Below are 25,631 nucleotides of genomic sequence, written 5' to 3' on the forward strand. Positions count from 1 at the left end.
ATGACAGGGACCGTGCCCGATAGTTTGATTCCGTATGACGAGATCGTGCAGGAGGCCCTGCGCGCCGTGGTGGGCCGTGTGCTCGGCTCGGTGGCGCAGTCGGGCGGCCTGCCGGGCGCGCATCATTTCTACATCACCTTCAAGACGCAGGCGCCCGGGGTCGACATCCCGCAGCGGCTGATGGAGCGGTTCCCGGACGAGATGACCATCGTCCTCCAGCACCGCTACTGGGACCTGACGGTGGACGACCGGAAATTCTCGGTAGGGCTCAGCTTCAACCAGATCCCGTCGATCCTGACGATTCCGTTCGCGGCCATCACGGGCTTCCACGATCCGGCGGTGAATTTCGAGCTGCGCTTCCAGGCGAGCGAAGGCCCCGAGGGCCCCGAACCGCACGAGCATGACGACGCCGAAAATGACGGCGACGGCCCGGTGGCCAAGCCGGCCGAGGACGGCTCGAACGTCGTGTCGGTGGACTTCAAGCGGAAGAAGTAAGGGCAGAGTCGGCCGCGGCTGCTCCCTTCCGCAGGAGAACTGCACCCCTACCTCTCGTTAGGAAGCAGAAGGTTTCGTTTCTGGCGCGCGTAGCGGCGATCGATGCGCGGAGGGGCTTCATGGGCGACGCGATTTGGCTGTTTACGGCGCTCCCGACCTGGTATCTTGGTGCAGCCATGATGCCTTTTAGTGGCGGTGTGCTGACCCTTGTGCCCGCGATCGGACTGTTCGCCTTTGCCGTCGGGATCGTGCTTTGTGCGATAATGCGTCGGCGTGCGCTATTGTGGTTCCTGGCGCTCTTCGCTGCAAGTGAACTGCTGGTAGCGCTTGCCGGAATCATGCGCGGCGAGGTGCGTGCCGTTGGCAGCTCAACCCCGCTCAGCCTTGGTCTAAACCTATTCCTGGGCGCGCAGATCCTAGCCTCTGGCTACCTCATCTACCGGATCAAAGGCGCAAGGGCGCCAGCTGCCGCCTTGAGTGTGTTTAGTGTCACCTATGCCGCTACGGCGGCCTTCGTCGCCAGCATGTCGTTCAGCGATAGTTGGCTGTGATATCTCGGTAATAGCCAAACATTGGCGGGCAGGCGCTTGCTGGCGCCCAATCCGCGAGTCTCCCCTAAATCAGTCCCTTCGCCCTTAGACTCGCATGGCCTTCGCTGCCGATGATGATGTGATCGTGCACCACGATGCCGAGCGGCTTGCCCGCCTCGGCAATCTTGCGCGTCACATCGATGTCGGCGCGGCTCGGGCTCGGGTCGCCCGAGGGGTGGTTGTGGACCAGGATCAGCGCCGCCGAGCCCAGATGCAGCGCCCGGGCGATCACCTGGCGGACATAGAGCGGTGCCTCGTCGATCGAACCTTCGTTCATCAATTCGTCCCGGATCAGCATGTTCCGGGTGTTCAGATGGAGCACGCGCACCCGCTCGATCGCGTGCGGGGCCATGTCGGCGCGCAGATAGTCGAGCAGCGCCTGCCAGTTCGCCAGCACCGGCTGTTCGCGGACCCTGGCCTGGAGCAGCCGCAACGCTGCGGCATGAACGGCCTTCAGCGCAGCGATCTGGGTGTCCTTCACCCCCTCGATCCGCAGCATCGCCTCCGCATCGGCGGCGAGCAGGCCGGGCAGGCCGCCAAACTCCTTCAGCAGCGTCTTGGCAAGCGGCTTGGTGTCCTTGCGCGGGATGGTCAGCGCCAGCAGATATTCGATCAGCTCGTGATCGAGCAGCGCCTCCGGTCCGCCCTCGAACAGGCGTTGCCGCAGCCGCGCGCGGTGGCCGCTATTGTCGGGAGGGTCGGCAGACATCCCCGCGACTATGCAGGTGCGGCGGCAGGCCTGCAATCCACCGGCACGAAGCGGGCGCGTGCGGGAGGGGCTGGCGACCGGCCATGGCATCGCGCCGGACACAAACGGCGGATTTCCGCGCCTGCGAACACGGCTGGCGCACATGAATCGGCAATGAAGCGCAGGATGCTGCAACGGTTGACTCGGTCGATTGGTCTTCCTAAAGCGCCATCACGTCGCGGCCATTGGCTTGCGATGCTGTATGTCGCCCGCCCGCTGCGCGGCGGCTTTTTCATATCTGGATCGCCGTGCTCGCTTTGTCTGACGACCCTATCCGTTCCGACCTCGACCGACGCATCGCCGATGCGAAGGCAGCGGTGCGTGATGGCCAGACGCCGGTGCGCAAGCCCGAAAAGGGCTACAAGCAGGGCTCGCGGGTGCTCGCCGAACTGATCGGCGCACCGCTGGGCGGCGGGGTGATCGGCTTCGCGCTGGATCGCTGGCTGGATACGAGCCCGTGGGGGCTCCTGATCCTGCTGGTGCTCAGCGTGATCGTGGCGTTTCGCAACATCTACAAGATTTCGAAGGAGCGCGCAGAGTGAGCGCCGGCAAAATCGATCCGATGGAGCAGTTCAAGGTCGAGCCCGTACTGGGCCGGCATATCGACCTGTTCGGCTATGACATCTCCTTCACCAACTCGGCGCTGTTCATGTTCGTGGTCGCCGCGCTGCTGTTCCTCTTCATGGTGGGCGGCATGCAGCGCAAGCTGATCCCGGGCAAGTGGCAGCTGATGGTGGAAGGCGCGGTCGGGTTCATCGACTCGATGGTCAACGTGAACATCGGCAAGGGCGGCAAGAAGTTCGCGCCGTACATCTTCTCGCTGTTCTTCTTCATCCTGTTCGCCAACCTGGTCGGCGTGCTGCCGCTGGCGGTGCTGCCGGGGCTGCACACCTTCGCGGTGACCAGCCATATCACGGTCACCGCGGTGCTCGCCTTCTTCTCGTTCGGCATCGTCCTCGCGGTCGGCCTGATCAAGCACGGCTTCAAGTTCTTCTCGCTGTTCGTGCCGCACGGCGCGCCGGGCTGGCTGATGCCGGTGATCATCCCCGTCGAGCTGGTCTCGTTCCTGGTGCGTCCGTTCTCGCTGGGTCTGCGACTGTTCGTCGCGATGACCGCGGGGCACATCCTGCTCGAGGTGTTTGGCAGCTTCGTCGTCCAGGGCTTCACCAGCGGCACGCCGCTTGGCGGCCTGGTGGGTGTGCTGAGCTTCGCCATGATCGTCGGCGTCAGCGCGCTCGAGCTGCTGGTCTGCGCGATTCAGGCCTATGTCTTCGCGCTGCTGACCTCGCTGTATCTCCACGACGCGGTGCACCTGCACTAAGTCGACCCGTTTTCGCTTTGAATTTTAAGATTATCTAGGGAGCTAGAAATGACTGATCTGGGTGCAATGTACATCGGTGCCGGCCTGGCTGCGATCGGTATCGGCCTCGCCGCGCTCGGCGTGGGCAACGTGTTCGGTTCGTTCCTCGAAGGCGCGCTGCGCAACCCGGGTGCGGCAGACGGCCAGCAGGGCCGCCTGTTCATCGGTTTCGCCGCGTCGGAACTGCTGGGCCTGATCGCGTTCGTCGTCGCGATCCTGATCCTCTTCGTCGTCAAGTAAGCAGAACGGAGGCCTCGGCCGATGCCCCAGTTAGATCAGATCCCGGAGATCTACGCCTCGCAGGTCTTCTGGCTCGCGATCGTATTTGCCCTGATCTACTTCGGGATCGGCAAGGCGATGGTCCCGAAGATCGAGCGGACGATGGAAGATCGCTCCGCTCGCATCGCCGGCGACCTCGCGGCAGCCGAAGCGGCGCGCGACGCCGCCCGCGCTGCGGACGAGGCCTATCAGGCGGGGCTGGAAGCTGCCCGTGCCGAGGCGCTGCGGGTGACCGCCGGCGCCAAGGCGCAGGCGGCGACCGCCGCCGAAGCCAAGCTCAAGGCTGCCACCGCGGCCGATGAGGCGCGGCTGGCCGATGCGACCCGCACGATCGCCGAGCGCGAGCAGGCGGCGATCGGCGAAATCGAAGCGGCGACGGTCGAGGCCGTCGAAGCGATCGTCGCCCGCGTCTCGGGTGTCGCGGTCGACCGCGCCAGCGTCGAACAGAAGGTGAAGGCGGCGCTTGCCCATGGCTGAACATACTGAATCGATGACCGCCTCGACCGGCACCGCCGAACTCCACCACGAGCCGGCAGTGTTCGGCGTGATCACCGCCCCGGGCTTCGTGGCGCTGTCCATGCTGGTCGTGGTGCTGATCATCCTGGTCAAGAAGGTGCCGAGCATGATCGGCGCCATGCTCGACAAGCAGATTTCCAAGATCCGCACCCAGCTCGACGAAGCGTCGAAGCTGCGCGCGGAAGCCGAGGCGATGCTCGCCGAGGCGAAGGCGCGCACTGCGTCGAGCGATGCGGACGCCAAGGCCGTCATCGCCAATGCCCAGGCCGAGGCTGCTGCGATGCAGGCCAAGGCAGAGGCGGATGCGGCGGAGCTGATCGCGCGTCGTACCCGGATGGCCGAGGACAAGATCGCCGCCGCCGAGCGCAGCGCGATCCAGGCGATCCGGACCAAGGCCGCCGATGCCGCCACGACCGCCGCCGCTGCGGTGATCGCGGAAAAGCACGGCGCCGAGGCCGACAAGGCGCTGGTCGACAAGACCATCGCCGGGCTGGGCCGGCTCAACTGAGCTGGCCAGCCACGCGGCCCGTGCTAAGGGCGTGCGATGGCTGAACCGAAATCCTATCGCTGGCTGAGCGCCGGTGCCCTGGTGGCACTGGCGCTCGCTGCATTTGTAGCGGTGGTGGCGCTGCGCCACGCCGCCGACGATCACGCACGTGCAACCGACGTGAAGGCCCGCGCCGACGAGACGATGCGGCGGATCGAGGCGCAGGTGGATCAGCTGGAGAATGAAGCTGGGGCGAAGTAGCGCGCCATACATTCTCCCGTCGCGGAGACGGCGGATGGCAGTGGCGTGATAGGTGCGGCGCTTTACCAAACTACCAACGTCATTCCCGCGAAGGCGGGAATCCATTCGCTTGTACGGTCGGTGAAAAGATTCGGGGCGCCAGCGCCAATGGATCCCCGCCTTGGCGGGGATGACAGGGTGTTTTGCCGAAGAGCCGGTACCCTGCCCTGCGCATTGGATAAGGCTTATCCCAATGCCGAGCCGCCCTTGAGATTATATGGCATCCCGCCGCTCGCCCCCCTACATCGGCGGCAATGAACGACCCCAATTCACCCGATCGTTTCAACGAGGAAAAGGCCACCTTCGCGGTGCGCGGTGCGGAGACGCCGGATCTTGAAGCCGGCGTCGCCGCGATCCGCAACGTGCTGCAGACATTGCCGATCCGCCCGGGCGTCTACCGCATGCAGGATGCCCGCGGCGACGTGCTGTACGTCGGCAAGGCGCGCGCGCTGAAGAACCGGGTGACCAACTACACCCAGGTCAACCGCCTCTCGAAGCGGCTCCAGCGCATGGTCGCGCAGACCCGGTCGATGACGATCGTCACCACCAACAACGAGGCCGAGGCGCTGCTGCTCGAGGCGCAGCTGATCAAGCGCTATCGGCCGCCCTACAATGTGCTGCTGCGCGACGATAAGTCGTTCCCGTTCATCCTGCTGCGCCAGGACCACGACTTTGCGCGCGTCCAGCTCCATCGCGGCGCGCGGCGCGCCAAGGGCGACTATTTCGGCCCGTTCGCCGGCGCGGGGCAGGTGCGCAAGACGCTCAACGCGCTGCAGAAGCTGTTCCTGCTGCGCAGCTGCACCGACGGCTTTTTCGCCAGCCGCGACCGGCCCTGCCTGCTCTACCAGATTCGCCGCTGCTCGGCGCCGTGCGTCGGCCGCATCGACCAGGAGGGCTATGCCGAGCTGGTCGGCGACGCGCGCGACTTCCTCCAGGGCAAGTCGACCAAGGTGCAGGCCAAGCTCGGCGAGCAGATGCAGGCAGCCGCGGAGAATCTGGATTTCGAGCTGGCCGCGATCCTGCGCGATCGGTTGAAGGCGCTCACCTTCATCCAGGGCACCCAGGCCATCAACGCCGAGGGGGTGGGCGACGCCGACATCTTCGCGATGGCATGCAAGTCGGGCGTGATCGGCATCGAGGCCTTCTTCATCCGCGGCGGCCAGAATTGGGGGCACCGCAGCTTCTTCCCCAGCCACACCCAGGACGTGCCCGAGGACGAGGTGCTCGCCGCCTTCCTGATGCAGTTCTACGAGGAAGTGCCGCCGGCCCGGAACGTGTTCATCGATCGCGAGCTGGCGGAGGCCGAGCTTCTGGCGGAGGCGATGGGCGAGCGCGCCGGCCACAAGGTTGCGCTGTCGGTCCCCCAGCGCGGCACCCGTCGCCGCCTGCTCGACCAGGCCAAGCGCAACGCCGAGGAGGCGCTCGATCGCCGCCTCGCCGAGAGCACGACTCAGGCCAGGCTGCTCCGCGAAATGGCCGATCTGTTCGACCTGCCCGAGCCGCCGAACCGCATCGAGGTTTACGACAACAGCCACATCCAGGGCACCAACGCGGTGGGCGCGATGATCGTCGCCGGGCCGGAGGGCTTCCGCAAGAGCCAGTATCGCAAGTTCAACATCAAGCGCCCCGAAACCATCGCCGGCGACGATTACGGCATGATGCGCGAGGTGCTCAGCCGCCGCTTCGCCCGCGCGCAGGACGAGGATCCCGATCGGAGCCAGGGCGACTGGCCGGATCTGGTGCTGCTCGACGGCGGCCGCGGCCAGCTCAACGCGGCCAAGGCGGTGCTGGAGGATCTCGGCATCGAAGACGTCTGCATGGTCGGCGTCGCCAAGGGCCCGCACCATGGGCGGGACGGGCGCGAGGTATTTCATCTGATGGACGGCAGCGAGCGGATGCTGCCGGTCAACGCGCCGCTGCTCTTCTACCTCCAGCGGCTGCGCGACGAGGTCCACCGCTTCGTCATCGGCGCGCACCGCGACAAGCGCGCCAAGGCGATCGGGGCAAGCCCGCTGGACGAGGTTCCCGGCATCGGCCCGGCGCGCAAGAAGGCGCTGCTGATGCACTTCGGCACGGCGCGCGCGGTGCGCAACGCCAGCCTGGAGGATCTGCAGAAGGCGCCGGGTGTCTCGGCCGGCGTGGCGCAGCAGGTCTACGACTTCTACCACAGCCGGTAGGCCAATCGGTTCGTCGCGAACGAAGGGCACTTGAGCGCCGCGCAGCATCCGCTACGCTCCGCCTCCGATCTGAGGGGGAGTTTCATGCGGGGGCGTTCAGTGTTGGTGGCCGTGTTGTTGTCCACGGCCGGGGTGGCGCATGCCGGCGACAAGCCGCTGTATCAGGCGGCACCCGCCTGGGTGCTTGCGGCGCCGACGCTGGATGTTGCCAAGCTCGACGATTCCGCACCCGTGCTGCAGATCTTCGATCAGCAGCAGCGTTTGGAAGACGGGCAGGTCGCGATCTACCTCGAAAGCGCGGTCCGCATCGCCTCGCCGCAGATGCTCACGCAGAGCGGCACGCTGCCGCTGCAATGGGATCCGTCCAGGGGCGACCTGATCATCCACAAGCTGCAGATCCTGCGGGCGGGCGAGCGGGTGGACCTGCTCGCCAAGGGCACGCGCTTCAACGTGATCCAGCGCGAGCAGAAGCTGGAGCAGTTCGCGCTCGACGGCACGTTGACGGCCACCGTGGCGCTGGAGGGGCTCCGGGTCGGCGACGTGGTCGATGTCGCCTTCACGATTACCCGCAAGGATCCCATCCTCGGCAAGGAGATGATGAGCGTCGTGCCCATGGTACCGGCGCCCGCCAAGCTCGGTTTCGGTCGCGCGCGGCTGCTGTGGAAGGAAGGGGTTCCGCTGGCGTGGCGCGACTATTCCGGCGGGGTGTTCGGCTCGGTCGACCGCCGGGGTGCGGAACCGAAGCTGGTCGCCGGTGGCTATCGCGAACTCACCTTGTCGCTGCCGACGGCCAAACCTGTCGAACTGCCGGATGACGCGCCGGCACGGTACAAGCCGCTACCGATGCTCGAGGTGAGCACCTATGCCGATTGGGCGACGCTGTCGCGCACGATGGCGCCCTATTATCGCAGCGAAGGCGCGATTGCGCCGGGCAGCCCGCTCGCCGGGGAAGTTTCCCGGATCGCCGCTGCCAGCAAGGATCCGCGCACGCGCGCCGCAATGGCGCTGCGGCTGGTACAGGATCAGGTCCGTTACCTGTTCCGCGGCATGGACAATGGCAATTACCGCCCCCAGGCCCCGGCAGAGACCTGGACGCTGCGCTATGGCGACTGCAAGGCCAAGACGCTCCTGCTGGTATCGCTGCTCCGTGCGCTGGAGGTCGAGGCCGAGCCGGCGCTGGTCAGCAGCGGGCTGGGCGATCTGGTCGCCTCGCGGCTGCCCTCGCCGGGTGCGTTCGACCATGTCATCGTCCGCGCGACGATCGACGGCAAGACGCTGTGGCTGGACGGCACCCAGGGCGGCTCGCGCGTCGAGGATCTGGACGACGTGCCGCCGTTCCGTACCGCGCTGCCGATCCGCGCAGGCGGGGCCGGGCTGGAAGCCATGCCGATGCGACCGCCCGCGCGGCCTGGGCAGCAGGTCTCGGTAACCCTCGACGCAACTGCCGGCATCGAATTCCCGCAGCTCTTCACGATCCGCATCGTCTATAGCGGTGCGATGGCGGAGGCGCTGCGCGGCGCCCGCTCGCAGATCGACAAGGACAAGCTCGCCGAGTTCCTCGACCCCCAGATTTCCGCGGTGCTGGGCAATCACAGTGCCTTCGACCAGAAGATGGAGGACGATTCCACCGGCGGCACCGTGACGGTCACGGCCAGCGGCGTGGCCTATCAGGACTGGAACTATGATCGCGGACGCTACCGCCTGCTGCTCGATACGACCGCGCAGGGACTGAGCTTCGCACCCAATCGTGCCCGCACCGCGTGGAAGACGATCCCGGCGGTGAGCGGAGCGCCGTCCGACGTTTGGGTGGAGCGGCGCTGGAAGCTCGCCGAGGGCGGCAAGGGCTTCACGCTGGAGGGCCAGCAGACGCTGCCGGCAACGCTGGCCGGCATGCAGCTGGCGCGCAAAGTGGTGCTGGGTGACGGCTGGCTCTCGCTGCAGGACCGGACGACGACCGGGCTGCAGGAAGTGGCACCGGCCGAAATTCCGGCGGCGCGGGCCGAAGTGGCGCGGGTGAAGGCCAATCCGCTGCGGCTGGTCGCGCCGGCGGACCACCCGGCACGCTGGGAGGTGATCGGCACTGCGCGGGCTGACGGGCGGCTGAAGCCGATCCTGGACGCCTATGGCAAGGCGATCGCCGCCAAGCCCGACGACCCCGACAGCTATACCAACCGCGCATGGTTCCACGAGACGATCTATGACCGAGAGTCGGCGATCGCGGATCTGACCAAGGCGATCGAGCTGGCGCCGACGGCGGACATGTATCTCCGCCGCGCCGACGCCGAATATGCACTGCGCCGCGACGACAAGGCGCTGGCCGATGTGCAGGCCGCGCTGGAGCTGGAGCCCGATTCGGGCGGTGGGACCAGCACGCTGGCGGTGTTCAAGCGCGACCGGGGCCAGATGGACGAAGCGCGCGCGCTCATCGAGGCGCGGATCGACCAGGGGGGCGAGAAGAAGCTGGGCTGGCAGATGGAGCTGGCCAGTCTGCTGGGCGATGGCGGGCAGGTCGACGATGCGATCGCGGTGCTCGACGAGGCAATCGCGGCGGCGCCGGGCAATGCCGCCTTGCTCAACAGCCGCTGCTGGATCCGCGCGACGCACAATGTGGCGATCGACCAGGCGCTGAAGGATTGCACCAGCGGGGTGGAACTGAGCAGCAGCTCGGCGGCGATCCTCGACAGCCGCGCCATGGTCTATTTCCGTATGGGCAAGCTGGATGCGGCGCTCGCCGATCTCGACGCGGCGCTGCGGGCGAGCCCCGAACAGTCCGCGAGCCTCTACATGCGCGGCGTGATCGGCAGGCGGACCAAGGCGAAGGACGCCGATGCCTATCTCGCCGCCGCGCGGATGATCGAGCCGCGCGTCGACGAACGCTTCGCCCGCTTCGGGATCAAGCCCTAGGCCGCTTTGCCATTTCTTCACCCGGCTGGGCTAGGCCGGTGCGTACTGGTCCCCTGTCTCCGGGGCGATGGCGAGACGCACCGCAATGCCCACCACCGTGTTCCTGACGATCGATACCGAGCTGATGTGGCGCCACCACGTCGCCGGTCTCGATCTGGCGGAGGTCGCAGCCCGGTCGTTCGAGCCGGCGGGGGTGGGGGTCGGCTGGCAGCTGGAACGGCTGGCGGCGCACGGGCTCAAGGCCTGTTTCTTCGTCGATCCGGTGCCGGCGCTGGTCCACGGGATCGCGCCGATCGCCACCGTGGTGCGGGCGATCCGCGCGGCGGGGCAGGAGGTGCAGCTGCACCTCCACCCCAACTGGACGGGCGCGAGCGCCACGGATCGCACGCGCATGCCGCGCCGCTTCGACCTGGTCGATTACGGCCCCGAGGAGCAGCACGCGCTGATCCGCCGGGCCCGCGCGCTGCTGGTGCAGGCCGGCGCGCCGCCGCCGATCGCCTTTCGCGGCGGCAGCTACGCAGCGAACGACGCCACCCTGGCGGCGCTGGCGGCCGAGGGCTTCGCCTATGATTCGAGCCACAACGGCTCCGAACATCCCTGGCCTAGCGCCATCGGCCTCCCGCCGCACCGGATCTCCCCGGTGCTCCACCAGGGGCTGATCGAAGTGCCGGTGACGCTGATCGATACCGGCACGGCGCTGCGGCACTTCCAGATCTGCGCGCTCTCCGCCCGCGAGATGCGCGCGGCGCTGGAGCACGCGGTGTCGCAGCGACACGCGGCGCTGACGATCATCAGCCACGGCTTCGAGCTGGCCAATCGCGCGGGAACGCGGCCCAACGCCGTGCATGTCGGCCGGTTCGAGGCGCTGTGCCGGATGCTGGCGGAACGGCGCGACGTGCTGCCGACGGCGCATTTCGCGGACCGCCCCGCGCTGTCGCTGGACCAGCAGGACGCGCCGCTCGGCCCGAGCAGATTGCGCACCCGGCTGCGTCAGGCCGAGCAGCTCTGGTCGAACCTGATCGAGGAGCGCGCGGGATGAGCGTGGCGCAGCCGGTGGCGCTGCGGTTCATGATCGGCGCGCGGACGCTGGCGTCGGCGCGGCGGCGGCTGGTGCGGGTGCCGCTGACGCTCGCCGAGGCGCGGCAGGGCGCGTGCCCGGCATTGCCGCCGCTGCCGCCGGACGCGCAAGGGTATCTGGTCACCTCGCTGCCGGACGCGGCGCGCGCAGCCTTGCGCCACGCGGGCATGCTGGCGCTGGTGCGGCAGCGCTACACCCGATTTCATGTCGATCTGTCGCTGGGGTTCGATGCGTGGTTCGCCGGCCTCTCGGCGAACACCCGGCAGGGGCTCAGGCGCAAGGCGCGGCGGATCGCGGCGCAGGTGCAGCGGTTCCGGACGCCCGAGGAGATGGCCGTCTTCCACCCGCTTGCCCGCACGCTCTCCGCACGGACCTATCAGGAGCGCTTGCTCGGCGCGGGCCTGCCCGACGATCTTGCCGGGCTGCAGCGGCTGGCGGCGGCGGATGCGGTGCGCGCCTGGCTGCTGATGATGGGCGATCGTCCCGTCGCCTATCTCTGCTGCCCGTTGGTGGGGGACACCGTGCTCTACGCCCATGTCGGGCATGATCCGGAGGTTGCCGCGCACGCCCCGGGTTCGGTGCTGCAGCTGGAGGCGCTGCGCGACCTGTTCGCCGAGGGGCGGTTCGCCTGGTTCGACTTCACCGAGGGCGAGGGACAGCACAAGCGCCAGATGGCAAGCGGCGGGGTCGCGTGTGTCGACCTGATGCTGCTGCGGCCAACGCTGGCCAATCGCGCGCTGATCGCGGCCCTTGCGGGCTTCGACGGCACGGTGGCCGCCGGCAAGCGCGCCGTCACCGCCCTAGGCGCGGAGCGGCTCGCACGGCGGCTGCGCCGGGGCTGAGCGCAGGCTCAGTCCAGCGGCACGCGGTCCACGCGCGCAGCGGAGAGGCCGTAATAGTTGGAGACGCGATCGGCATAGGCCTGGGTGAATTCCGGCGCGTTGCTCGCCCAGCTGGGGCCGCCTTCCAGCACGCGACGGTCGATCGTGACGATATAGTCGTCGCCGGTCGCATCGTAGGAAATCAGCTCGAAGGGCAGGGGGTAGTAGCTTTTGCCCATGCCCAGGAAGCCGCCCAGGCTGAGCACCGCATAGAGCGTGCGGCCGCTGCCCTTCTCGACCATGAAGGCCTGGACCTGCCCCAGCGAGTCGCCGTCACGGCTGCGCACCTTGAGCCCGTCGACGCGGGCGGTGACGAGCAGGCTGTTGGTTTCGGGCGTATCGGACATGGTCGAACTTCCTTCTGGGCGCATGCTTGCGCACCGGGAAATGCTCGACACCGGCTTATCGTTCCGCAAACGCGATGACCGATGGGGAGGCTTAGCGCCGCTCCAGCGCGCTCTGCGCGGCCGCGCGCTCGGCCGGGCTCATCCGGCGTTCCAGCACGGCGACGGCGTTCGGCGCGGCCTGGTGGCGAAGGGTCGTCGCCCGCTTCAGCCATACCCAGGCCTGTACCACGTCCTTGTCGCCGCCCTGGCCCTGGATCTGCATTGCGGCAAGATCCACCATCCCGTCGGCATCGCCGCGTTTCGCACCCTGCTCGAACCAGCGGCGCGCGGCCACTGGGTCCTTAGCCACCTGCCTGCCTTCGTAGAAATAGGTGCCGAGCGCGGTCATCGCGCCCGCGCTCCCGGCAATCGCCGCGCGCTTGTAGAGGCCGAGCGCCTGTTCGGGATCCGCCTTCACGCCTTCGCCAAGATCGAAGGCGCGGGCGAGGGCATAAAGCGCTTCCGGATGTTCATGCCTGGCGGCAGCACGATACCAGGCAATGGCCTGCGGCCGATCCTGCTGTACGCCATCATCGCCGGTCTCCAGCATCTGGGCGAGCGCGACCTGCGCCGAGGGCAGGTCCAGCTTGGCCGCCTGGCGGTAATAGGATGCCGCCTTGGCGGGATCGCGCGGCACGTCGATCCCGTCGCGGTACAGATCGCCCAGCATCTTGGCCGCCGGCACATGGCCGTTCTCCAGCGCGCGGGCGAACCATTTGCGCGAAGCCTCCGGATTTCGGGGGATGCCCTTGTAGCCGGTGCGATAGACATTACCGAGGATCACCGAGGCCTCGCCCGAGGCGGTGTTGAGTTCAGGCACTTCGGGATTGAACATCGGCGTGTCGGTGATGGGGTTGAAGCGGGCAGTCGCCGCCTTTTCCAGCCAGCGCACGCCTTCGGACGGGTCGGACTGCTCGCCCAGGCCCATCAGATAGAGCTTGCCGATATACAGTGCCGCCTCGTCCCCGCCGGCACCCAGCGGCAGCTTGTTGGCAGCGCGTTTGAACCAGGGGAGAGACTCCGCGAAGCGACGCTGGTCGAACAGCAGGATGGCGATGGGCAGCGTATCGTCATGCAAAATGCGCGAGGCGCGCGTGTCGGTCTTGCCCGTCGGCCCGCTGAATTCGATCGGAATGCTGGCCGGGCGGCTGGTCACTTCCGGGCTGCCCGCATTGGGCTGATAGCGGGTGCGGCAAGCGGCGGCGATCTCGTCCGCCGACGTAGTGGCGGGGGTGGGCGTGCTGCCGACCCCGTTGCCATCGGCTGCGCTTCCGTCTCCGCTCGAATCGGCGGTGCCGTTGGCGTCATTGAGCGCGCCGGAGAAGAGCGCGAGCGTGCCGAACCGGCTCTTGGGCGGCGTGGGCAAGGGGGAGCCGGGCGGCACCAGCGGCGGCGCGGTGTAGTCCGGGTTTCGCGGCAGTCGGGTGGGCAGGTACACCGTCGGCCCCAGCACGTCCTTGCCCGCGGCGGCGCTGCTCAGCGCGGCGAAATAGGGATTGCGGGCCAGCGCCTCGCACATTGCCGAACGCTGCGCCTCGGCGGCGGGCATTCGCTGCGCGCGAATGATCACATCCTGCTGTTTTTGAGCATCGGTTTGCGCGCTGGCGGGAATGGCAAGAAATATGCTCGCGCCAGCAAGCAACGGTGCGGCCAGACGGCCCAACTTCCGATCCATCCCCATGATCTTGCCTCGTGTTGCGCAAACTGCGCGGTGGGCGTTGACGGGATTAGGTCAGAAGTCGGCCGGCTTGTCCAGCAGGTTCAGCGCCGCTTGCCGAACCAGATGACGTGGCGCGGGCCCTTGCCGTTCTGGCGGGCGCGCACCGCGACTTCCTCGACCAGGAAGCCGCTGTCGCGCATCCGGCGGGCGAAGGCGGGATCGGGGGCGGCCGACCAGACGGCAAGGATGCCGCCGGGGCGAAGCGCCTGGCGCGCGGAATCGAGGCCGCGCATCGAATAGAGGCTGTCGTTGCCGATACGGGTCAGCCCGTCGGGGCCGTTGTCGACGTCGAGCAGGATCGCGTCATACGCATTCTGGCCATCGGCAATCACCCGGCCGACATCGTCGAACACGATCTTCACGCGCGGATCGTCGAGGCACCCGTTGGTGAGCGCCGCCATCGGCCCGCGCGCCCACTCGACGATCTTCGGGACCAGCTCGGCCACCGTGACCTTGGCGTTGCCGCCGAGCACCGCCAGCGCGGCGCGGAGGGTGAAGCCCATGCCATAGCCGCCGATCAGCACCCGTGCCTCGCGCTTGCCGAGCCGTTCGAGCGTCATCACCGCCAGCGCTTCTTCCGAACCGCTCATCCGGCTGTTCATCAGCTCGTTGCGTTCGAGCACGATCATGTGATCGTCGCCCCGGCGAAACAGCCGCAGCGGTTCGCCGCCGGGGACGTCGGCGGTATCGAGCAGTTCGCGCGGGGTCATTGGTTTGTCCGAAAGTGCGGGCTGAAAATCATGTCACCCTCACCCTTCCGCGGCTTCGCCGCTCCCTCCCTCTCCCGATGGGAGAGGGAAGGGGCCCGCCGCCGCAGGCGGTGGGAAGGGTGAGGGGGACGCAACTGCGGCTTGCCTGCGATGCCCGTGCTGCCCTGCGCCGTCAGGTGGCTCAACCCAGGGCCGCCTTCAGCTTGGCGAAGAAGCCGCTCGACTGCGGGCATTCCTCGCCCGTTTCGGTCTTGCGGAATTCCTCCAGCAGCTCGCGCTGCTTGGCCGTCAGCTTGGTCGGCGTCTCGACTTCCAGACGGACCACCAGGTCGCCGCGACCACGGCCCTGCAGCACCGGCATGCCGGCGCCCCGATGGCGCATCTCGCGGCCGGACTGGGTGCCGGCATGGATCTTGATCACATGTTCCTCGCCGTCGAGGCCCGGGATGCGGATCTCGCCGCCCAGTGCCGCGGTGGTGAAGCTGATCGGCGCATTGGCGTACAGCGTCGTGCCCTGCCGCTCGTAGAGCGAATGGCGCGTCACGTGGAGGAAGATGTAGAGATCGCCTGCCGGTGCCCCGCGCGCGCCGGCCTCGCCTTCGCCGGTCAGGCGAATGCGGGTGCCTTCGTCGACGCCGGGCGGAATCTCGATCTTGAGCGTCTTGGTCTTGTCGGTCCGGCCCTCGCCGCGGCAGCTGCGGCAGGGTTCGGCGATCACCTCGCCGGCGCCGTGGCAGGCGGGGCAGGTGCGCTCGACCATGAAGAAGCCCTGCTGCGCGCGCACCTTGCCGTGGCCGGCGCAGGTGGTGCAGGTCTTGGCCTTGGTGCCGGGCGTCGCGCCCGATCCCTGGCAGCTGTCGCACGGGCCTGAGACGTCGATGGTGATGTCGGTCGAATGGCCGTGGAACGCCTGTTCGAGCGAGATTTCCATGTCGTAGCGCAGATCCGCGCCGCGCCGCTGGGGACGGCCGCCGCCGCGGGCACCGCCGCCCATGAACTCGCCGAACACGCTTTCGAAAATGTCGCTGAACGCGCCGAAATCGCCCTGGCCGCCGTGATGGCCGCCGCCGCCATTCTGGAAGGCGGCATGGCCGAAGCGGTCATACGCCGCGCGCTTCTGGGGGTCCTTCAGGCAGTCATAGGCTTCGCTGATCGCCTTGAACCTGGCTTCGGAATCCTTGCACCCGGCATTCTTGTCCGGGTGATATTTCATCGCGAGCTTGCGGTAGGACGACTTGATCGTCGCATCGTCCGCGCTGCGCTCGACTTCGAGCAGTTCGTAATAATCGACTTCGGTGGTCATCCAGCAAGCCCTCTCCCCATCAGGGGAAAGGGAGAGGGGCGCCGCCGATGCCCGATCGCACCGCCTCGCCCCGCTCCCCTGCTCCCCGGCCCTCTCCCCGGCGGGGAGAGGGAGGGGCAATAGTTACGCCTTGTTGTCGTCCACTTCCGAGAACTCGGCGTCGACCACTTCCTCAGCCCCGGCTTCGCCGCCGGCCGCGGCACCCGCGTTCGGCGAGGCGTTTTCGGCAGCCTGCTTCTCGTAGATCGCCTGGCCGAGCTTCATCGCCACCTGGGCGAGGTTCTGGGCCTTGGCGGTCATCGCATCGGCATCGCCGCTCTCGATCGCCGACTTGGTCTCGGCGATTGCCGCCTCGATCTCGCCCTTCAGCGACGCGTCGACCTTGTCGCCATTCTCCTGGAGCTGGCGCTCCGTGGTGTGGACGAGGCTCTCGGCGTTGTTCTTGGCTTCGGCCGCGGCACGACGCTTCTTGTCCTCTTCGGCGAACTTCTCGGCATCGCGCACCATCTGCTCGATGTCGGAGTCGTTCAGGCCGCCCGAGGCCTGGATGCGGATCTGCTGCTCCTTGCCGGTGCCCTTGTCCTTGGCGGACACGTTGACGATGCCGTTCGCGTCGATGTCGAAGGTGACTTCGATCTGCGGCACGCCGCGCGGCGCCGGCGGGATGCCGACCAGGTCGAACTGGCCGAGCATCTTGTTGTCGGCCGCCATTTCGCGTTCGCCCTGGAAGACGCGGATCGTCACCGCCTGCTGATTGTCATCGGCAGTCGAGTAGACCTGCGACTTCTTGGTCGGGATCGTGGTGTTGCGGTCGATCATGCGGGTGAACACGCCGCCCAGCGTCTCGATGCCGAGGCTCAGCGGGGTCACGTCGAGCAGCAGCACGTCCTTGACGTCGCCCTGGAGCACGCCGGCCTGGATCGCCGCGCCGATGGCGACGACTTCGTCCGGATTGACGCCGGTGTGCGGCTCCTTGCCGAAGAAGTCCTTCACGACCTGACGGACCTTGGGCATGCGGGTCATGCCGCCGACGAGCACGACTTCGTCGATCGCCTCGGCCTTGACGCCCGCATCGGCCAGCGCCTTGCGGCACGGCTCGAGGGTGCGCTTGATCAGGTCGTCGACCAGACGCTCGAGGTCGGCGCGGGTGATCGTCTCCACCAGGTGCAGCGGGGTGGTCGCGCCACCTTCCATGCGGGCGGTGATGAAGGGCAGGTTGATCTCGGTCGTCGCGGCGGACGACAGCTCGATCTTCGCCTTCTCGGCCGATTCCTTCAGCCGCTGCAGCGCCAGCTTGTCGGTGCGGAGGTCGAGGCCTTCCTTCTTCTTGAACTGGTCGGCCAGATAGTCGACGATCTTGTTGTCGAAGTCCTCACCGCCAAGGAACGTATCCCCATTCGTCGCCTTCACTTCGAACACGCCGTCGCCGATTTCCAGCACGGAGATGTCGAAGGTGCCGCCGCCAAGGTCATAAACCACGATGGTCTTGTTGTTGTCCTTGTCGAGGCCATAAGCGAGCGCGGCCGCCGTCGGCTCGTTGATGATGCGCAGCACTTCGAGGCCCGCGATCTTGCCGGCGTCCTTGGTCGCCTGGCGCTGCGCGTCGTTGAAGTAGGCGGGAACGGTGATCACCGCCTGCGTCACGCTCTCGCCGAGGTACGACTCGGCGGTTTCCTTCATCTTCTGCAGGATGAAGGCCGAGATCTGCGACGGGCTGTATTCCTCGCCGCCCGCCTTGACCCAGGCGTCGCCGTTCGTGCCGCGCGCGATCGTGTAGGGCACCAGCTCGGTGTCCTTCTTGGTCACGGGGTCGTCGAAGCGGCGGCCGATCAGGCGCTTCACTGCGAAGATGGTGTTGTCCGGGTTGGTCACCGCCTGGCGCTTGGCCGGCTGGCCGATCAGCCGCTCGCCATCCTTGGCGAAGGCGACGATCGACGGCGTGGTGCGTGCGCCTTCGACATTCTCGATGACCTTGGGCTTGCCGCCTTCCATCACCGCAACGCAGCTGTTGGTCGTGCCCAGGTCGATACCGATAACTTTAGCCATGGTCCTCGTTGGCCCCCACAATCGAAACAAAAGGGTTCATAAGCGTTATCCAGATGCCGGCCCCAGAAGAGGCGACCGCCGTCCAGATGTCCGAGGGGGGATATAGGTGCGTCGTGCCTTGCCGCAAGACGCCTGGGTTTCTACAAGATTTCCCAAATCAAAGAGGGAGGATGCCGAATGCGCACTCTGGCGGGGCTTGTGACGGTTCTGGTGCTGGGGGCGTGTTCGCCCCAGGCGGACGGCGTAAAGGTGGACGGCGCGTGGATCCGCCTGCCCGCGGTGGCCGGCCAGCCGGGCGCGGCATACTTTACGCTGCACGGTGGGCGCGAGGCAGAAACGCTGGTCAGCGTCTCCACCCGAGCGGCGGACCGTGCGGAGCTGCACGACAGCGCCAAGGATGGTGGCGGCGTGACCAAGATGACGCAGATTGCCAGCCTGGACCTGCCGGTCGGGTCCCAGGTGAAGTTCGTGCCGGGCGGCAAGCACGTCATGCTGCTCGGGCTGGTGCCGAACGTCCATGCCGGCGAGAAGGTGCCGCTGACGCTGCGCTTCGCCAGCGGGCACGAGGTGACGGCAGTAGCGGATGTCGCGGTGCCGGGCGCGGAGCAGCGCTAGGCACCTTCGGACCTGTCCGCTCTAGCTCCCCCTGCCACGAGCGATGGGGGAGCTAGCATCGGAGCCGATCAGACCTCAGAACGACAGGCGTGCCCGTCCGAGTACGCGGTTGCCGCTGTGCTGCAGGTCGGCATAGGGCGACGAGACCGCGCGATTCGTGTCGATGTCGGTCCCGACATAGTCCACGCCGAGCGTCAGCGGGCCAGTGACGTGTTCCACGCCGATCCGCCAGTCGGTATAGCCGCCCGTCGGACGCAGCCGTGCCGCGCGTGCGTCGTCCGTGCTGCCCGTCGTGCGGCCGATCGCACCCGAGACGGTGAACGGCGTCGACGGAATGCCAACCGAGGCGCCTGCGTGCAGGTACAGATTGTCGCCGCCGATCGGGCCCTGGTCCGGGGCATAGATCGCGCCGCCGGTCAGTTGCAGCGGCCCCAGCGAGAACGCGCCGTCGGCGCCGACCTCGACATAGTCCATTGCCCGCGCGGCGCCGGTAAAGACATGACCGGTGACGAAGCCGCGCAGCTTGAACGCACCAAGGTCAAAGCCGCGCCCTGCTTCCAGGTCGAACACCGTGTCGGCACCGGCATGGCGGCTCGATTGACGTACCATCGCGACCCGCGCCGAGGCATCGAAGCCGAGGATGGATGCAGACAGGTCGCCCGAGGCGCTGAGCTGATTCTCGCTCCAGCTGAGGCCGCGGCGGCTCTCGTCGGTGGAGAGTTCGACACCGCCGGAAACCTTGGGCAGCACCTGGGCGTGGGCGGCGATCGGCAAGGCGAGCGCCGCCAGAGCGGCAACGGTAAGCGGGATACGCATCAGCTGTTACTTGGTCCTATATGATTGAGTTCGGCGCGCAGCGCCTCGGCATCCTGCCGAGCCAGCGCCTCGACCGCGCCTCGCATGTCTTTCGTCGCGCTGGCAACGTCCTTTGCGATGACCGCGCGATTGGCGGTGCACCAGCCGGGGCGGCTTCCCGCGATGACACCTTCCTGACGCAGCGCGCGCCGGAGCGTGCCCGCCGCGTGACCGGCCTGGCGATCGACCAGCAGATCGGCCTGCCAGCGGCAGCGCAGCGTAGAGGCGCGGCCCCCCGGGCCAGCAACGCCGAGCTGCTCGTGGCGAACATCGACGCGCATGCGATAGTCGGCATGGACCGGGCCAGCATCATGGTCGATGCGCACGCTGTGCGTGATTTCGGAAAAGGGGGCGGCGAGCAGCAGCCCCAGAATCAACGGGATCATGGCTCTTCTCCTGCGGTTGCTCCGGCCGTCTCGCCGGTAGCGATGAGAGCATTGCGCGCCGGATCGCGGTGAATGCAAGTTAACTAGTGTTGCTGGTCCGGCTTGGGATCGCGCGTCGGGACGCCTACATCGTTGGCGAAACAAGCGGAGGAAAACAGTGACGGCCACGCGCACCGAAACCGATTCGATCGGCGCGATCGAAGTTCCCGCCGGCGCCTATTGGGGCGCGCAGACCCAGCGATCGATCCAGAATTTTCCGTTCGGGCCCGAGGAGCGGATGCCGATCGGCATCGTCCATGCCCAAGCGATCGTGAAGCAGGCCGCGGCGCGGGTGAACGTGAAGCACGGGCTCGATCCCAAGATCGCCGAGGTGATCGACCAGGTCGCGCAGGAAGTGATCGACGGCAAGCTCGACGACCAGTTCCCGCTGGTGATCTGGCAGACCGGCAGCGGCACCCAGACCAACATGAACGTCAACGAGGTGATCGCCGGCCGCGCCAACGAGATCCTCAGCGGCAAGAGGGGCGGCAAGAGCCCGATCCACCCGAACGACCATGTCAACATGGCGCAATCGTCGAACGACAGCTTCCCGACCGCGCTGCACATCGCAGCGGCGCGTGCGGTGACGCTGGACCTGTTCCCGGCGCTGGAGCGGCTGCACACCTCGCTCGACCGCAAGGCGCATGAGTGGGATCACATCGTCAAGATCGGCCGCACCCATCTGCAGGACGCGACGCCGCTGACGCTGGGGCAGGAATTTTCGGGCTATGCCGCGATGCTCGCCTCGGCGCGGGCGCGGTTCCAGAGCGTGCTGGAGCTCGACATCTTCAAGCTGGCGCTGGGCGGCACGGCGGTGGGCACCGGGCTCAACTCGCCGCCGGGCTATGCCGAGGATGTGGCGGCGGAAATCGCCAAGATCACCGGGCTCCCCTTCGTCTCGGCACCGAACAAGTTCGAGATGCTGGCGACCAAGGACCAGCTGGTGAACCTGTCCGGCGTCTGCAACACGCTGGCCGTGTCGCTCACCAAGATCGCCAACGACATCCGCCTGCTCGGTTCCGGCCCCCGTTCGGGCCTCGGCGAGCTGGAGCTGCCGGCGAACGAGCCGGGCAGCTCGATCATGCCGGGCAAGGTGAACCCCACCCAGAGCGAGTCGCTGACGATGGTTGCGGCGCAGGTGATCGGCAATCACACCGCCGTCACCGTCGGCGGCATGCAGGGCCATTTCGAACTCAACGTGTTCAAGCCGCTGATCGGCGCCAATGTGCTGCGCTCGATCACGCTGATGGCGATCGGCATGACCAACTTCGCCGAGCGCGCGGTGGACGGTGCGGTGGCGAACGAGGCGCGGATCAAGGAACTGGTCGATCGCTCACTGATGCTGGTCACCGCGCTTGCGCCCGCGATCGGCTACGACAATGCGGCAAAGATCGCCAAGAACGCGCATGAGAAGGGGCTTACGCTGAAAGAGTCTGGGCTGGCCCTCGGGCTCGTCGACGAAGCGACGTTCGACAAGTTCGTCCGGCCCGAGACGATGATCGGCCGTTGATCGGCTGCGGCGAGCGGCGGGAACGTGCGCGCCGCATCGCCGTTCTTTCGGCGAAGGAGATGAACATGATCGGCAAGGCAATCGCAGGTTGGATCGGCAGCCGCATCGACCGTCGCGACGGCGAGGGCGGTACGCTGGGCGCGGTGGTCGGCGTGGCGACCTGGGAAGTCGCCAAGCGCGTGGTGCCGGCGGCGCTCGTCCTGGGCGCCGGCGCGGTGGGCGCGGCCTATCTGAAGCGCAAGTTGGCGACCGAGCATGGTCCCGATACGGGCCTAGGCGCATAACCGGCCATGGCGCCCGGGCTTGACGGCCCGGGTGCCGCTACGCCAAAGGCCCGCATGGCCCATACGCACCAGAACGACCCGCATGGATTCCATCGCCGCGGGGTTTTGTTTGTCCTTTCCTCGCCGTCGGGCGCTGGCAAGTCGACCATCGCCCGCAAGCTGCTGGCAGCTGAACCCGATCTCGCCGTCTCCGTTTCGGTGACCACGCGCGAGCCGCGGCCGGGCGAAGTGAACGGGGTCGACTATACGTTCGTCGATGTGGAGCGGTTCCGCGAGATGGTCTCGCAGCACCATTTCATCGAATGGGCGCACGTCTTCAAGCATCGCTACGGTACGCCCAAGGGCCCGGTCGACGCGGTGCTCGCCACCGGTCGTGACATGCTGTTCGACATCGACTGGCAGGGTGCGCAGCAGCTCCACCAGACGATGGGGGGCGACGTGGTGCGCGTGTTCATCCTGCCGCCATCGATGGCGGAGCTCCACCGCCGCCTCGAAGGCCGCCAGACCGATTCGCCCGAGGTGATCGCCCACCGCATGGCCCGCGCCTCCAACGAGGTGAGCCACTGGGACGGCTATGACTATGTCCTCGTCAACGACGATGCCGACAAATGCTTCGAGGCGGTGCACACCATCCTCAAGGCCGAGCGACTCAAGCGCTCGCGCCAGACCGGCCTGATCGGCTTCATCCGCGGTCTGATGAAGCGCGGCGACCCAACCGGGGAGTCCTCGGACGTCCTCTGAGTTCTGCTAGAGCAGGCTGAGGAACCGCGCCGCCGCGTCGAAATCGGCGCGGCGAACGTCGCGGGCGCGGGTGGCGAGTTCGTCCTCGCCCCATTGCTCGGCCTGCCAGTCCTCGTCGAGCTGGGCGGCGCGCCACACCGTCTCCCGGTCCGCTGCGCCTTCGAGCAGTGCCAGCGCGGCGACAAGCGAGCCGCTGATCGTCACCAGCGGGCTGAACGCGGCAAGCCGGAACGGGTCGAGCGCCGCGACCACCTCCTGCAGCCGCGCGATCGTCGCAGGCGGCTGCGGGCGGTGCATGATGCCGGCGGTCGTCTCGAAATGCACGTCGTAGCGGGTGCGCGCCCAGTCAAGCAGCGGGTCCCACTGCGCGGCCTGGCGCTCGACGAGCGGCTCGGGCAGTTCGGCGCGGTAGCAGAGCAGGTCGCTCTCGCCATAGCGCGCGAGGTCCGCCGCGAAGGGGGCGGGGTTCGGCGCGATCTGGTCGATCGCGGCGTTGGCGAGTCCGGTCAGCGGCATGGCGCGGGGATCGAGTTCCTCGCCGACGCTGCGCCATTCCTCGGCCACGGCTTCCGCCAGCTGCGGCGTCGGCAGCAGCAGGGCTGCGCGGGCAGGGGTGCGGACGGGGCGGCCATCGAGTTCGATCGCGCCGTCGACGATCGTCACGGTCTTCCAGAAACGTTTCATGCTTCGGGGGGTGTCCTCCAGCGGCGGGCGAGCATCCTGGGAATCGCCGCCATGACCCAGAACGAGGCGAGCATCAGTGCAATGCCCAGCATCGTCAGCTCGGTGGTCTTGGCACGGCCCAGGATCAGCAACGCCAGCACTGCGCCGGCGATGCCGACGCAGTTCGCGGCCATCATCAGGAAGTAGCGGTTGCGCGCTACGCGGTCTGCCTCGGTCACAGGGCCTCCAGATGCACCGGGATCGCCGATGCATGCGCCACGACCCGCACCGCGCCGGCCGCGTGTAGATCATGGGGAGTGTGGTAGCCCCATGCAACGCCCAAGGGGTGCGCATTGGCCGCGACGGCCATCGCCATGTCGAAGCTGGTGTCGCCGATCATCACCGTGGTCTCGGGTGCTGCACCTGCTTCTGCCATCGCGGTTTCGATCATCGACGGGTGCGGCTTGGAGGGGTGGCGATCGGCGGTCTGCAGCGTGACGAAGCGCTGGCGCAGGCCGTGCGCTTCCAGCACCCGGAGCAGCCCCCGATCCGACTTGCCGGTGGCGACGCCGAGCAGCCAGCCATTGGCGTCGAGCGTCTCGATCGCCTCGAGGATGCCGTCATAGAGTGGCTCGTCCTCGATATGACCGGCGGTGCGCAGGGCGAAATAGGCGCGCTTATATTCCTCGGCGAGGTTCCGGTGGAGATCGCCCTCGGCTTGCGGCAGCAACTGGGCGATCGCCTCGACCAGGCTCAGGCCGACGATGCGGCGGATCGACTCGCGGGGTGGGGGGGCGAGCTTCTGGCCTGTGAAGCAATGCTCCATGGCGAGGCAGATGCTCGCCTGGCTGTCGACCAGCGTGCCGTCGCAATCGAAGAGCGCGAGGCGGTTCATGCGAAAGTTTCCACCCATTGTACGTCATCCCGGCGAAAGCCGGGATCCATTCGCCACAACGTCGAAGCAGGAGCCGCAACGGCGACCCCAACGGATCCCGGCTTTTGCCGGGACGACGGCGAACGTTCAAACAAGGGCACGCTTACTTCTTCTCGCCCCGGCCCCGCCGTTCGCCGCGGCGTTCCTTGCGGTAGTTCTTGGCGTGGGCCTTGGCCTTCTGCTTGAGCAGTTCCTTGCTCATCGGCGGCGGGCCGTCGTCGATCTCGAGCGCATTGCCCACCGACAGATCGAAGCCGAGCGTGTGCATCGATTCCGCGAAATGGTGCGGCAGCTCGGCGCGCACGTCGATGCGGCCGCCATCGGGGTGGTCGATGCGGATGCGGCGCGCGTGGAGGTGCATCTTGCGGCTGATGCCACCGGTGAGGAACGCCTCCTGCAGCCCGTACTTGCCGTCGCCAACGATCGGGTGACCGATCGCTGCCATGTGGACGCGCAACTGGTGGGTGCGGCCGGTGAACGGCTGGAGCTCGACCCAGGCGCAGCGATTGCCGGCCTGCTCGATCACCCGGTAGCGGGTGCGGGCGGGCTGGCCCTCTTCGGTGTCGACCTGCATCTTCTCGCCGCCGGTGCCCGGCTGCTTGCCGATCGGCAGCTCGATGAAGCCGTCCTCGATCTCCGGCACGCCCATCACCAGCGCCCAGTAGATCTTGCGCGCCGTGCGGCTGGAGAAGCTTTTGGAAAAGAACGCCGCCGCGCGCGCCGAGCGGGCGACCAGCAGCGCGCCGGACGTGTCCTTGTCGAGCCGGTGGACCAGCTTGGGCCGGCCTTCGGCCTCGAACCACAGCCCGTCGAGCAGCTCGTCGACATGCTCGAAGGTCTTGGTGCCGCCCTGGGTGGCGAGGCCCGGCGGCTTGTTGAGCACCAGCGCGGCGTTGTCGCGGTGGATCACCAGCGACTGCGCGAACGCCGTCTGTTCCTCGCTGAGCGGCTTGGGCGCACGCTTGGCACGCGGGGCGGCGGCGGCGGCCTTGGCTGGCTCGGCCGGGGGGACGCGGATCTGCTGGCCGGCGGCGATGCGATCGCCCGGCGTGGCGCGCGAGCCGTCGACGCGGAGCTGGCCGGTGCGCGCCCAGCGCGAGACGAGGTTGAAGCTTACGTCCGGCAGATGCCGCTTGAACCAGCGATCGAGCCGGATGCCGTCATCGTCATAGCCGACGACGAACTGGCGGACGCCGTCCTCGGGCCCGCTCATGCCGTCACCGCCCGGGCGAAGGTCATGCCGATGGCAACCGCGCCGATCGCGCCGATCACCGAAGCGAGGACATAGCCGAGCGCCACGACCAGGTCGCCGCGCTCGATCATCGCGAAGGTCTCGAGCGAGAAGGAGGAGAAGGTGGTGAAGCCGCCGAGGACGCCGACGCCGAGCAGCAGCCGCGCCTGCTCGGCATTTTCGCCGAAGCGCAGCAGGCTGGCGCCGAGCAGCCCCATCAGGAAACCGCCAACGATGTTGACTGCGAGGGTCCCCCAGGGGAAGGCCGGGCCGAGCAGGGCGACGCCGGCGCGGCCAACGCCGTAGCGGGCCGCGGAGCCGATGGCCCCGCCGAGCATCACGAGAAAAAGATTGGGCATCGTGCGCCCCTAGCGCGAATCTCGCCAAAGGGGA

General features: G+C 67.6%; 29 protein-coding genes. 16 read left to right on the plus strand and 13 right to left on the minus strand.

Annotated elements, in window-relative coordinates; all coding sequences use genetic code 11:
• Together V7E00_RS01820 and V7E00_RS01825 are read left to right on the plus strand one after the other, a co-directional pair.
• Complete coding sequence (locus tag V7E00_RS01820) at window positions 1–495, plus strand: SspB family protein (protein ID WP_333570997.1); 495 nt, start codon at window positions 1–3, stop codon at window positions 493–495.
• Window positions 496–614: 119 nt separating this feature from the next.
• Window positions 615–1,046, plus strand: coding sequence for a hypothetical protein (locus V7E00_RS01825; protein WP_333570998.1), 432 nt, complete (start codon window positions 615–617; stop codon window positions 1,044–1,046).
• Window positions 1,047–1,110: 64 nt separating this feature from the next.
• Here the strand turns inward: V7E00_RS01825 and radC are convergent, their stop codons facing one another.
• Complete coding sequence (radC, locus tag V7E00_RS01830) at window positions 1,111–1,794, minus strand: RadC family protein (protein ID WP_333570999.1); 684 nt, start codon at window positions 1,792–1,794, stop codon at window positions 1,111–1,113.
• Between the two features lie 287 nt (window positions 1,795–2,081).
• Here radC and V7E00_RS01835 point away from each other — a divergent pair, with 287 nt between their 5' ends.
• The 10 genes from V7E00_RS01835 (at window position 2,082) to V7E00_RS01880 (ending at window position 11,776) form a co-directional block, all read left to right on the plus strand.
• Window positions 2,082–2,375, plus strand: a complete 294-nt coding sequence (locus V7E00_RS01835) for an AtpZ/AtpI family protein (RefSeq protein ID WP_443019129.1) — start codon at window positions 2,082–2,084, stop codon at window positions 2,373–2,375.
• A gap of 20 nt (window positions 2,376–2,395) precedes the next feature.
• Window positions 2,396–3,154 carry a F0F1 ATP synthase subunit A gene (locus V7E00_RS01840; RefSeq protein ID WP_333572361.1) on the plus strand — a complete coding sequence of 253 codons (759 nt, stop codon included), beginning with the start codon at window positions 2,396–2,398 and terminating at the stop codon, window positions 3,152–3,154.
• Between the two features lie 66 nt (window positions 3,155–3,220).
• The gene (locus V7E00_RS01845; RefSeq protein ID WP_010544368.1) at window positions 3,221–3,433 is read left to right on the plus strand and encodes a F0F1 ATP synthase subunit C; all 213 of its coding nucleotides are present in this window, start codon (window positions 3,221–3,223) and stop codon (window positions 3,431–3,433) included.
• Window positions 3,434–3,454: 21 nt separating this feature from the next.
• On the plus strand, window positions 3,455–3,949 hold the full coding sequence (locus V7E00_RS01850) for a F0F1 ATP synthase subunit B family protein (RefSeq protein ID WP_333571000.1): 495 nt from the start codon (window positions 3,455–3,457) through the stop codon (window positions 3,947–3,949).
• Window positions 3,942–4,496 carry a F0F1 ATP synthase subunit B family protein gene (locus tag V7E00_RS01855; protein WP_333571001.1) on the plus strand — a complete coding sequence of 185 codons (555 nt, stop codon included), beginning with the start codon at window positions 3,942–3,944 and terminating at the stop codon, window positions 4,494–4,496. The genes V7E00_RS01850 and V7E00_RS01855 overlap by 8 nt, the downstream gene beginning before the upstream one ends.
• Window positions 4,497–4,532: 36 nt before the next feature.
• Entirely contained in the window at window positions 4,533–4,736 is a 204-nt protein-coding gene (locus V7E00_RS01860; RefSeq protein ID WP_333571002.1) for a hypothetical protein, read from the plus strand.
• 293 nt (window positions 4,737–5,029) lie between these two features.
• Complete coding sequence (gene uvrC, locus V7E00_RS01865) at window positions 5,030–6,952, plus strand: excinuclease ABC subunit UvrC (RefSeq protein WP_333571003.1); 1,923 nt, start codon at window positions 5,030–5,032, stop codon at window positions 6,950–6,952.
• Between the two features lie 84 nt (window positions 6,953–7,036).
• The gene (locus tag V7E00_RS01870; RefSeq protein ID WP_333571004.1) at window positions 7,037–9,856 is read left to right on the plus strand and encodes a DUF3857 domain-containing protein; all 2,820 of its coding nucleotides are present in this window, start codon (window positions 7,037–7,039) and stop codon (window positions 9,854–9,856) included.
• A gap of 85 nt (window positions 9,857–9,941) precedes the next feature.
• A complete protein-coding gene (locus tag V7E00_RS01875; protein WP_333571005.1) occupies window positions 9,942–10,895 on the plus strand; it encodes a polysaccharide deacetylase in 954 nt (317 codons plus the stop codon).
• Window positions 10,892–11,776, plus strand: coding sequence for a GNAT family N-acetyltransferase (locus V7E00_RS01880; protein WP_333571006.1), 885 nt, complete (start codon window positions 10,892–10,894; stop codon window positions 11,774–11,776). The genes V7E00_RS01875 and V7E00_RS01880 overlap by 4 nt, the downstream gene beginning before the upstream one ends.
• 8 nt (window positions 11,777–11,784) lie before the next feature.
• Here the strand turns inward: V7E00_RS01880 and V7E00_RS01885 are convergent, their stop codons facing one another.
• From V7E00_RS01885 to dnaK, 5 genes are all read right to left on the minus strand, one after another.
• The gene (locus tag V7E00_RS01885) at window positions 11,785–12,162 is read right to left on the minus strand and encodes a PRC-barrel domain-containing protein (protein WP_333571007.1); all 378 of its coding nucleotides are present in this window, start codon (window positions 12,160–12,162) and stop codon (window positions 11,785–11,787) included.
• A gap of 91 nt (window positions 12,163–12,253) precedes the next feature.
• On the minus strand, window positions 12,254–13,876 hold the full coding sequence (locus tag V7E00_RS01890) for an SEL1-like repeat protein (RefSeq protein WP_333571008.1): 1,623 nt from the start codon (window positions 13,874–13,876) through the stop codon (window positions 12,254–12,256).
• Window positions 13,877–13,962: 86 nt separating this feature from the next.
• A complete protein-coding gene (locus tag V7E00_RS01895; protein ID WP_333571009.1) occupies window positions 13,963–14,631 on the minus strand; it encodes a spermidine synthase in 669 nt (222 codons plus the stop codon).
• A 181-nt stretch (window positions 14,632–14,812) separates the two neighbouring features.
• Window positions 14,813–15,934 (minus strand): molecular chaperone DnaJ, encoded by a 1,122-nt coding sequence (gene dnaJ, locus V7E00_RS01900; RefSeq protein ID WP_333571010.1) that lies wholly within the window; start codon window positions 15,932–15,934, stop codon window positions 14,813–14,815.
• 123 nt (window positions 15,935–16,057) lie between these two features.
• On the minus strand, window positions 16,058–17,980 hold the full coding sequence (dnaK, locus tag V7E00_RS01905) for a molecular chaperone DnaK (RefSeq protein WP_333571011.1): 1,923 nt from the start codon (window positions 17,978–17,980) through the stop codon (window positions 16,058–16,060).
• 177 nt (window positions 17,981–18,157) lie between these two features.
• Here dnaK and V7E00_RS01910 point away from each other — a divergent pair, with 177 nt between their 5' ends.
• A complete protein-coding gene (locus V7E00_RS01910) occupies window positions 18,158–18,595 on the plus strand; it encodes a copper chaperone PCu(A)C (RefSeq protein ID WP_333571012.1) in 438 nt (145 codons plus the stop codon).
• A 75-nt stretch (window positions 18,596–18,670) separates the two neighbouring features.
• Here the strand turns inward: V7E00_RS01910 and V7E00_RS01915 are convergent, their stop codons facing one another.
• Window positions 18,671–19,411: a TorF family putative porin gene (locus V7E00_RS01915; RefSeq protein ID WP_333571013.1), complete on the minus strand. Its 741-nt coding sequence runs from the start codon at window positions 19,409–19,411 to the stop codon at window positions 18,671–18,673.
• Complete coding sequence (locus V7E00_RS01920; protein ID WP_333571014.1) at window positions 19,411–19,836, minus strand: hypothetical protein; 426 nt, start codon at window positions 19,834–19,836, stop codon at window positions 19,411–19,413. Before V7E00_RS01920 ends, V7E00_RS01915 begins: the two co-directional genes overlap by 1 nt.
• Before the next feature lie 157 nt (window positions 19,837–19,993).
• On the opposite strand from V7E00_RS01920, the gene fumC reads away from it, so the two are divergent.
• The 3 genes from fumC to gmk all read left to right on the plus strand — a co-directional run bounded on the left by fumC (window position 19,994) and on the right by gmk (window position 22,410).
• Complete coding sequence (gene fumC, locus V7E00_RS01925) at window positions 19,994–21,385, plus strand: class II fumarate hydratase (RefSeq protein WP_333571015.1); 1,392 nt, start codon at window positions 19,994–19,996, stop codon at window positions 21,383–21,385.
• Window positions 21,386–21,450: 65 nt separating this feature from the next.
• A complete protein-coding gene (locus V7E00_RS01930; RefSeq protein ID WP_333571016.1) occupies window positions 21,451–21,669 on the plus strand; it encodes a hypothetical protein in 219 nt (72 codons plus the stop codon).
• A 54-nt stretch (window positions 21,670–21,723) separates the two neighbouring features.
• The gene (gene gmk, locus V7E00_RS01935; protein ID WP_264609745.1) at window positions 21,724–22,410 is read left to right on the plus strand and encodes a guanylate kinase; all 687 of its coding nucleotides are present in this window, start codon (window positions 21,724–21,726) and stop codon (window positions 22,408–22,410) included.
• A gap of 6 nt (window positions 22,411–22,416) precedes the next feature.
• Here gmk and V7E00_RS01940 read toward each other — a convergent pair whose 3' ends face one another.
• From V7E00_RS01940 to crcB, 5 genes are all read right to left on the minus strand, one after another.
• Entirely contained in the window at window positions 22,417–23,094 is a 678-nt protein-coding gene (locus tag V7E00_RS01940; RefSeq protein ID WP_333571017.1) for an ATP12 family chaperone protein, read from the minus strand.
• Complete coding sequence (locus V7E00_RS01945; protein ID WP_333571018.1) at window positions 23,091–23,312, minus strand: hypothetical protein; 222 nt, start codon at window positions 23,310–23,312, stop codon at window positions 23,091–23,093. The genes V7E00_RS01940 and V7E00_RS01945 overlap by 4 nt, the downstream gene beginning before the upstream one ends.
• Entirely contained in the window at window positions 23,309–23,968 is a 660-nt protein-coding gene (locus tag V7E00_RS01950) for an HAD-IA family hydrolase (protein ID WP_333571019.1), read from the minus strand. The genes V7E00_RS01945 and V7E00_RS01950 overlap by 4 nt, the downstream gene beginning before the upstream one ends.
• A 142-nt stretch (window positions 23,969–24,110) precedes the next feature.
• Window positions 24,111–25,220, minus strand: a complete 1,110-nt coding sequence (locus V7E00_RS01955; protein WP_333571020.1) for an RluA family pseudouridine synthase — start codon at window positions 25,218–25,220, stop codon at window positions 24,111–24,113.
• Window positions 25,217–25,597, minus strand: coding sequence for a fluoride efflux transporter CrcB (crcB, locus tag V7E00_RS01960; protein ID WP_333571021.1), 381 nt, complete (start codon window positions 25,595–25,597; stop codon window positions 25,217–25,219). The genes V7E00_RS01955 and crcB overlap by 4 nt, the downstream gene beginning before the upstream one ends.
• Between the last annotated feature and the right edge of the window lie 34 nt (window positions 25,598–25,631).

Origin of the sequence: Sphingomonas sp. (assembly GCF_036731925.1) — a bacterium.
Lineage (GTDB): Bacteria > Pseudomonadota > Alphaproteobacteria > Sphingomonadales > Sphingomonadaceae > Sphingomonas.

What these genes read in the sequence shown, in the direction of transcription:
- V7E00_RS01855 (WP_333571001.1), top strand. Translation starts at nt 3,942, where the DNA reads ATGGCTGAACATACTGAATCGATGACCGCCTCGACCGGCACCGCCGAA.
- V7E00_RS01890 (WP_333571008.1), bottom strand. Translation starts at nt 13,876, where the DNA reads ATGGATCGGAAGTTGGGCCGTCTGGCCGCACCGTTGCTTGCTGGCGCG.
- V7E00_RS01920 (WP_333571014.1), bottom strand. Translation starts at nt 19,836, where the DNA reads ATGATCCCGTTGATTCTGGGGCTGCTGCTCGCCGCCCCCTTTTCCGAA.
- V7E00_RS01875 (WP_333571005.1), top strand. Translation starts at nt 9,942, where the DNA reads ATGCCCACCACCGTGTTCCTGACGATCGATACCGAGCTGATGTGGCGC.
- V7E00_RS01910 (WP_333571012.1), top strand. Translation starts at nt 18,158, where the DNA reads ATGCGCACTCTGGCGGGGCTTGTGACGGTTCTGGTGCTGGGGGCGTGT.
- V7E00_RS01885 (WP_333571007.1), bottom strand. Translation starts at nt 12,162, where the DNA reads ATGTCCGATACGCCCGAAACCAACAGCCTGCTCGTCACCGCCCGCGTC.
- V7E00_RS01820 (WP_333570997.1), top strand. Translation starts at nt 1, where the DNA reads ATGACAGGGACCGTGCCCGATAGTTTGATTCCGTATGACGAGATCGTG.
- V7E00_RS01940 (WP_333571017.1), bottom strand. Translation starts at nt 23,094, where the DNA reads ATGAAACGTTTCTGGAAGACCGTGACGATCGTCGACGGCGCGATCGAA.
- V7E00_RS01950 (WP_333571019.1), bottom strand. Translation starts at nt 23,968, where the DNA reads ATGAACCGCCTCGCGCTCTTCGATTGCGACGGCACGCTGGTCGACAGC.
- V7E00_RS01895 (WP_333571009.1), bottom strand. Translation starts at nt 14,631, where the DNA reads ATGACCCCGCGCGAACTGCTCGATACCGCCGACGTCCCCGGCGGCGAA.
- V7E00_RS01850 (WP_333571000.1), top strand. Translation starts at nt 3,455, where the DNA reads ATGCCCCAGTTAGATCAGATCCCGGAGATCTACGCCTCGCAGGTCTTC.
- V7E00_RS01845 (WP_010544368.1), top strand. Translation starts at nt 3,221, where the DNA reads ATGTACATCGGTGCCGGCCTGGCTGCGATCGGTATCGGCCTCGCCGCG.
- V7E00_RS01860 (WP_333571002.1), top strand. Translation starts at nt 4,533, where the DNA reads ATGGCTGAACCGAAATCCTATCGCTGGCTGAGCGCCGGTGCCCTGGTG.
- V7E00_RS01840 (WP_333572361.1), top strand. Translation starts at nt 2,396, where the DNA reads ATGGAGCAGTTCAAGGTCGAGCCCGTACTGGGCCGGCATATCGACCTG.
- V7E00_RS01825 (WP_333570998.1), top strand. Translation starts at nt 615, where the DNA reads ATGGGCGACGCGATTTGGCTGTTTACGGCGCTCCCGACCTGGTATCTT.
- radC (WP_333570999.1), bottom strand. Translation starts at nt 1,794, where the DNA reads ATGTCTGCCGACCCTCCCGACAATAGCGGCCACCGCGCGCGGCTGCGG.
- dnaK (WP_333571011.1), bottom strand. Translation starts at nt 17,980, where the DNA reads ATGGCTAAAGTTATCGGTATCGACCTGGGCACGACCAACAGCTGCGTT.
- dnaJ (WP_333571010.1), bottom strand. Translation starts at nt 15,934, where the DNA reads ATGACCACCGAAGTCGATTATTACGAACTGCTCGAAGTCGAGCGCAGC.
- V7E00_RS01870 (WP_333571004.1), top strand. Translation starts at nt 7,037, where the DNA reads ATGCGGGGGCGTTCAGTGTTGGTGGCCGTGTTGTTGTCCACGGCCGGG.
- V7E00_RS01930 (WP_333571016.1), top strand. Translation starts at nt 21,451, where the DNA reads ATGATCGGCAAGGCAATCGCAGGTTGGATCGGCAGCCGCATCGACCGT.
- V7E00_RS01880 (WP_333571006.1), top strand. Translation starts at nt 10,892, where the DNA reads ATGAGCGTGGCGCAGCCGGTGGCGCTGCGGTTCATGATCGGCGCGCGG.
- gmk (WP_264609745.1), top strand. Translation starts at nt 21,724, where the DNA reads ATGGCCCATACGCACCAGAACGACCCGCATGGATTCCATCGCCGCGGG.
- crcB (WP_333571021.1), bottom strand. Translation starts at nt 25,597, where the DNA reads ATGCCCAATCTTTTTCTCGTGATGCTCGGCGGGGCCATCGGCTCCGCG.
- V7E00_RS01955 (WP_333571020.1), bottom strand. Translation starts at nt 25,220, where the DNA reads ATGAGCGGGCCCGAGGACGGCGTCCGCCAGTTCGTCGTCGGCTATGAC.
- V7E00_RS01915 (WP_333571013.1), bottom strand. Translation starts at nt 19,411, where the DNA reads ATGCGTATCCCGCTTACCGTTGCCGCTCTGGCGGCGCTCGCCTTGCCG.
- uvrC (WP_333571003.1), top strand. Translation starts at nt 5,030, where the DNA reads ATGAACGACCCCAATTCACCCGATCGTTTCAACGAGGAAAAGGCCACC.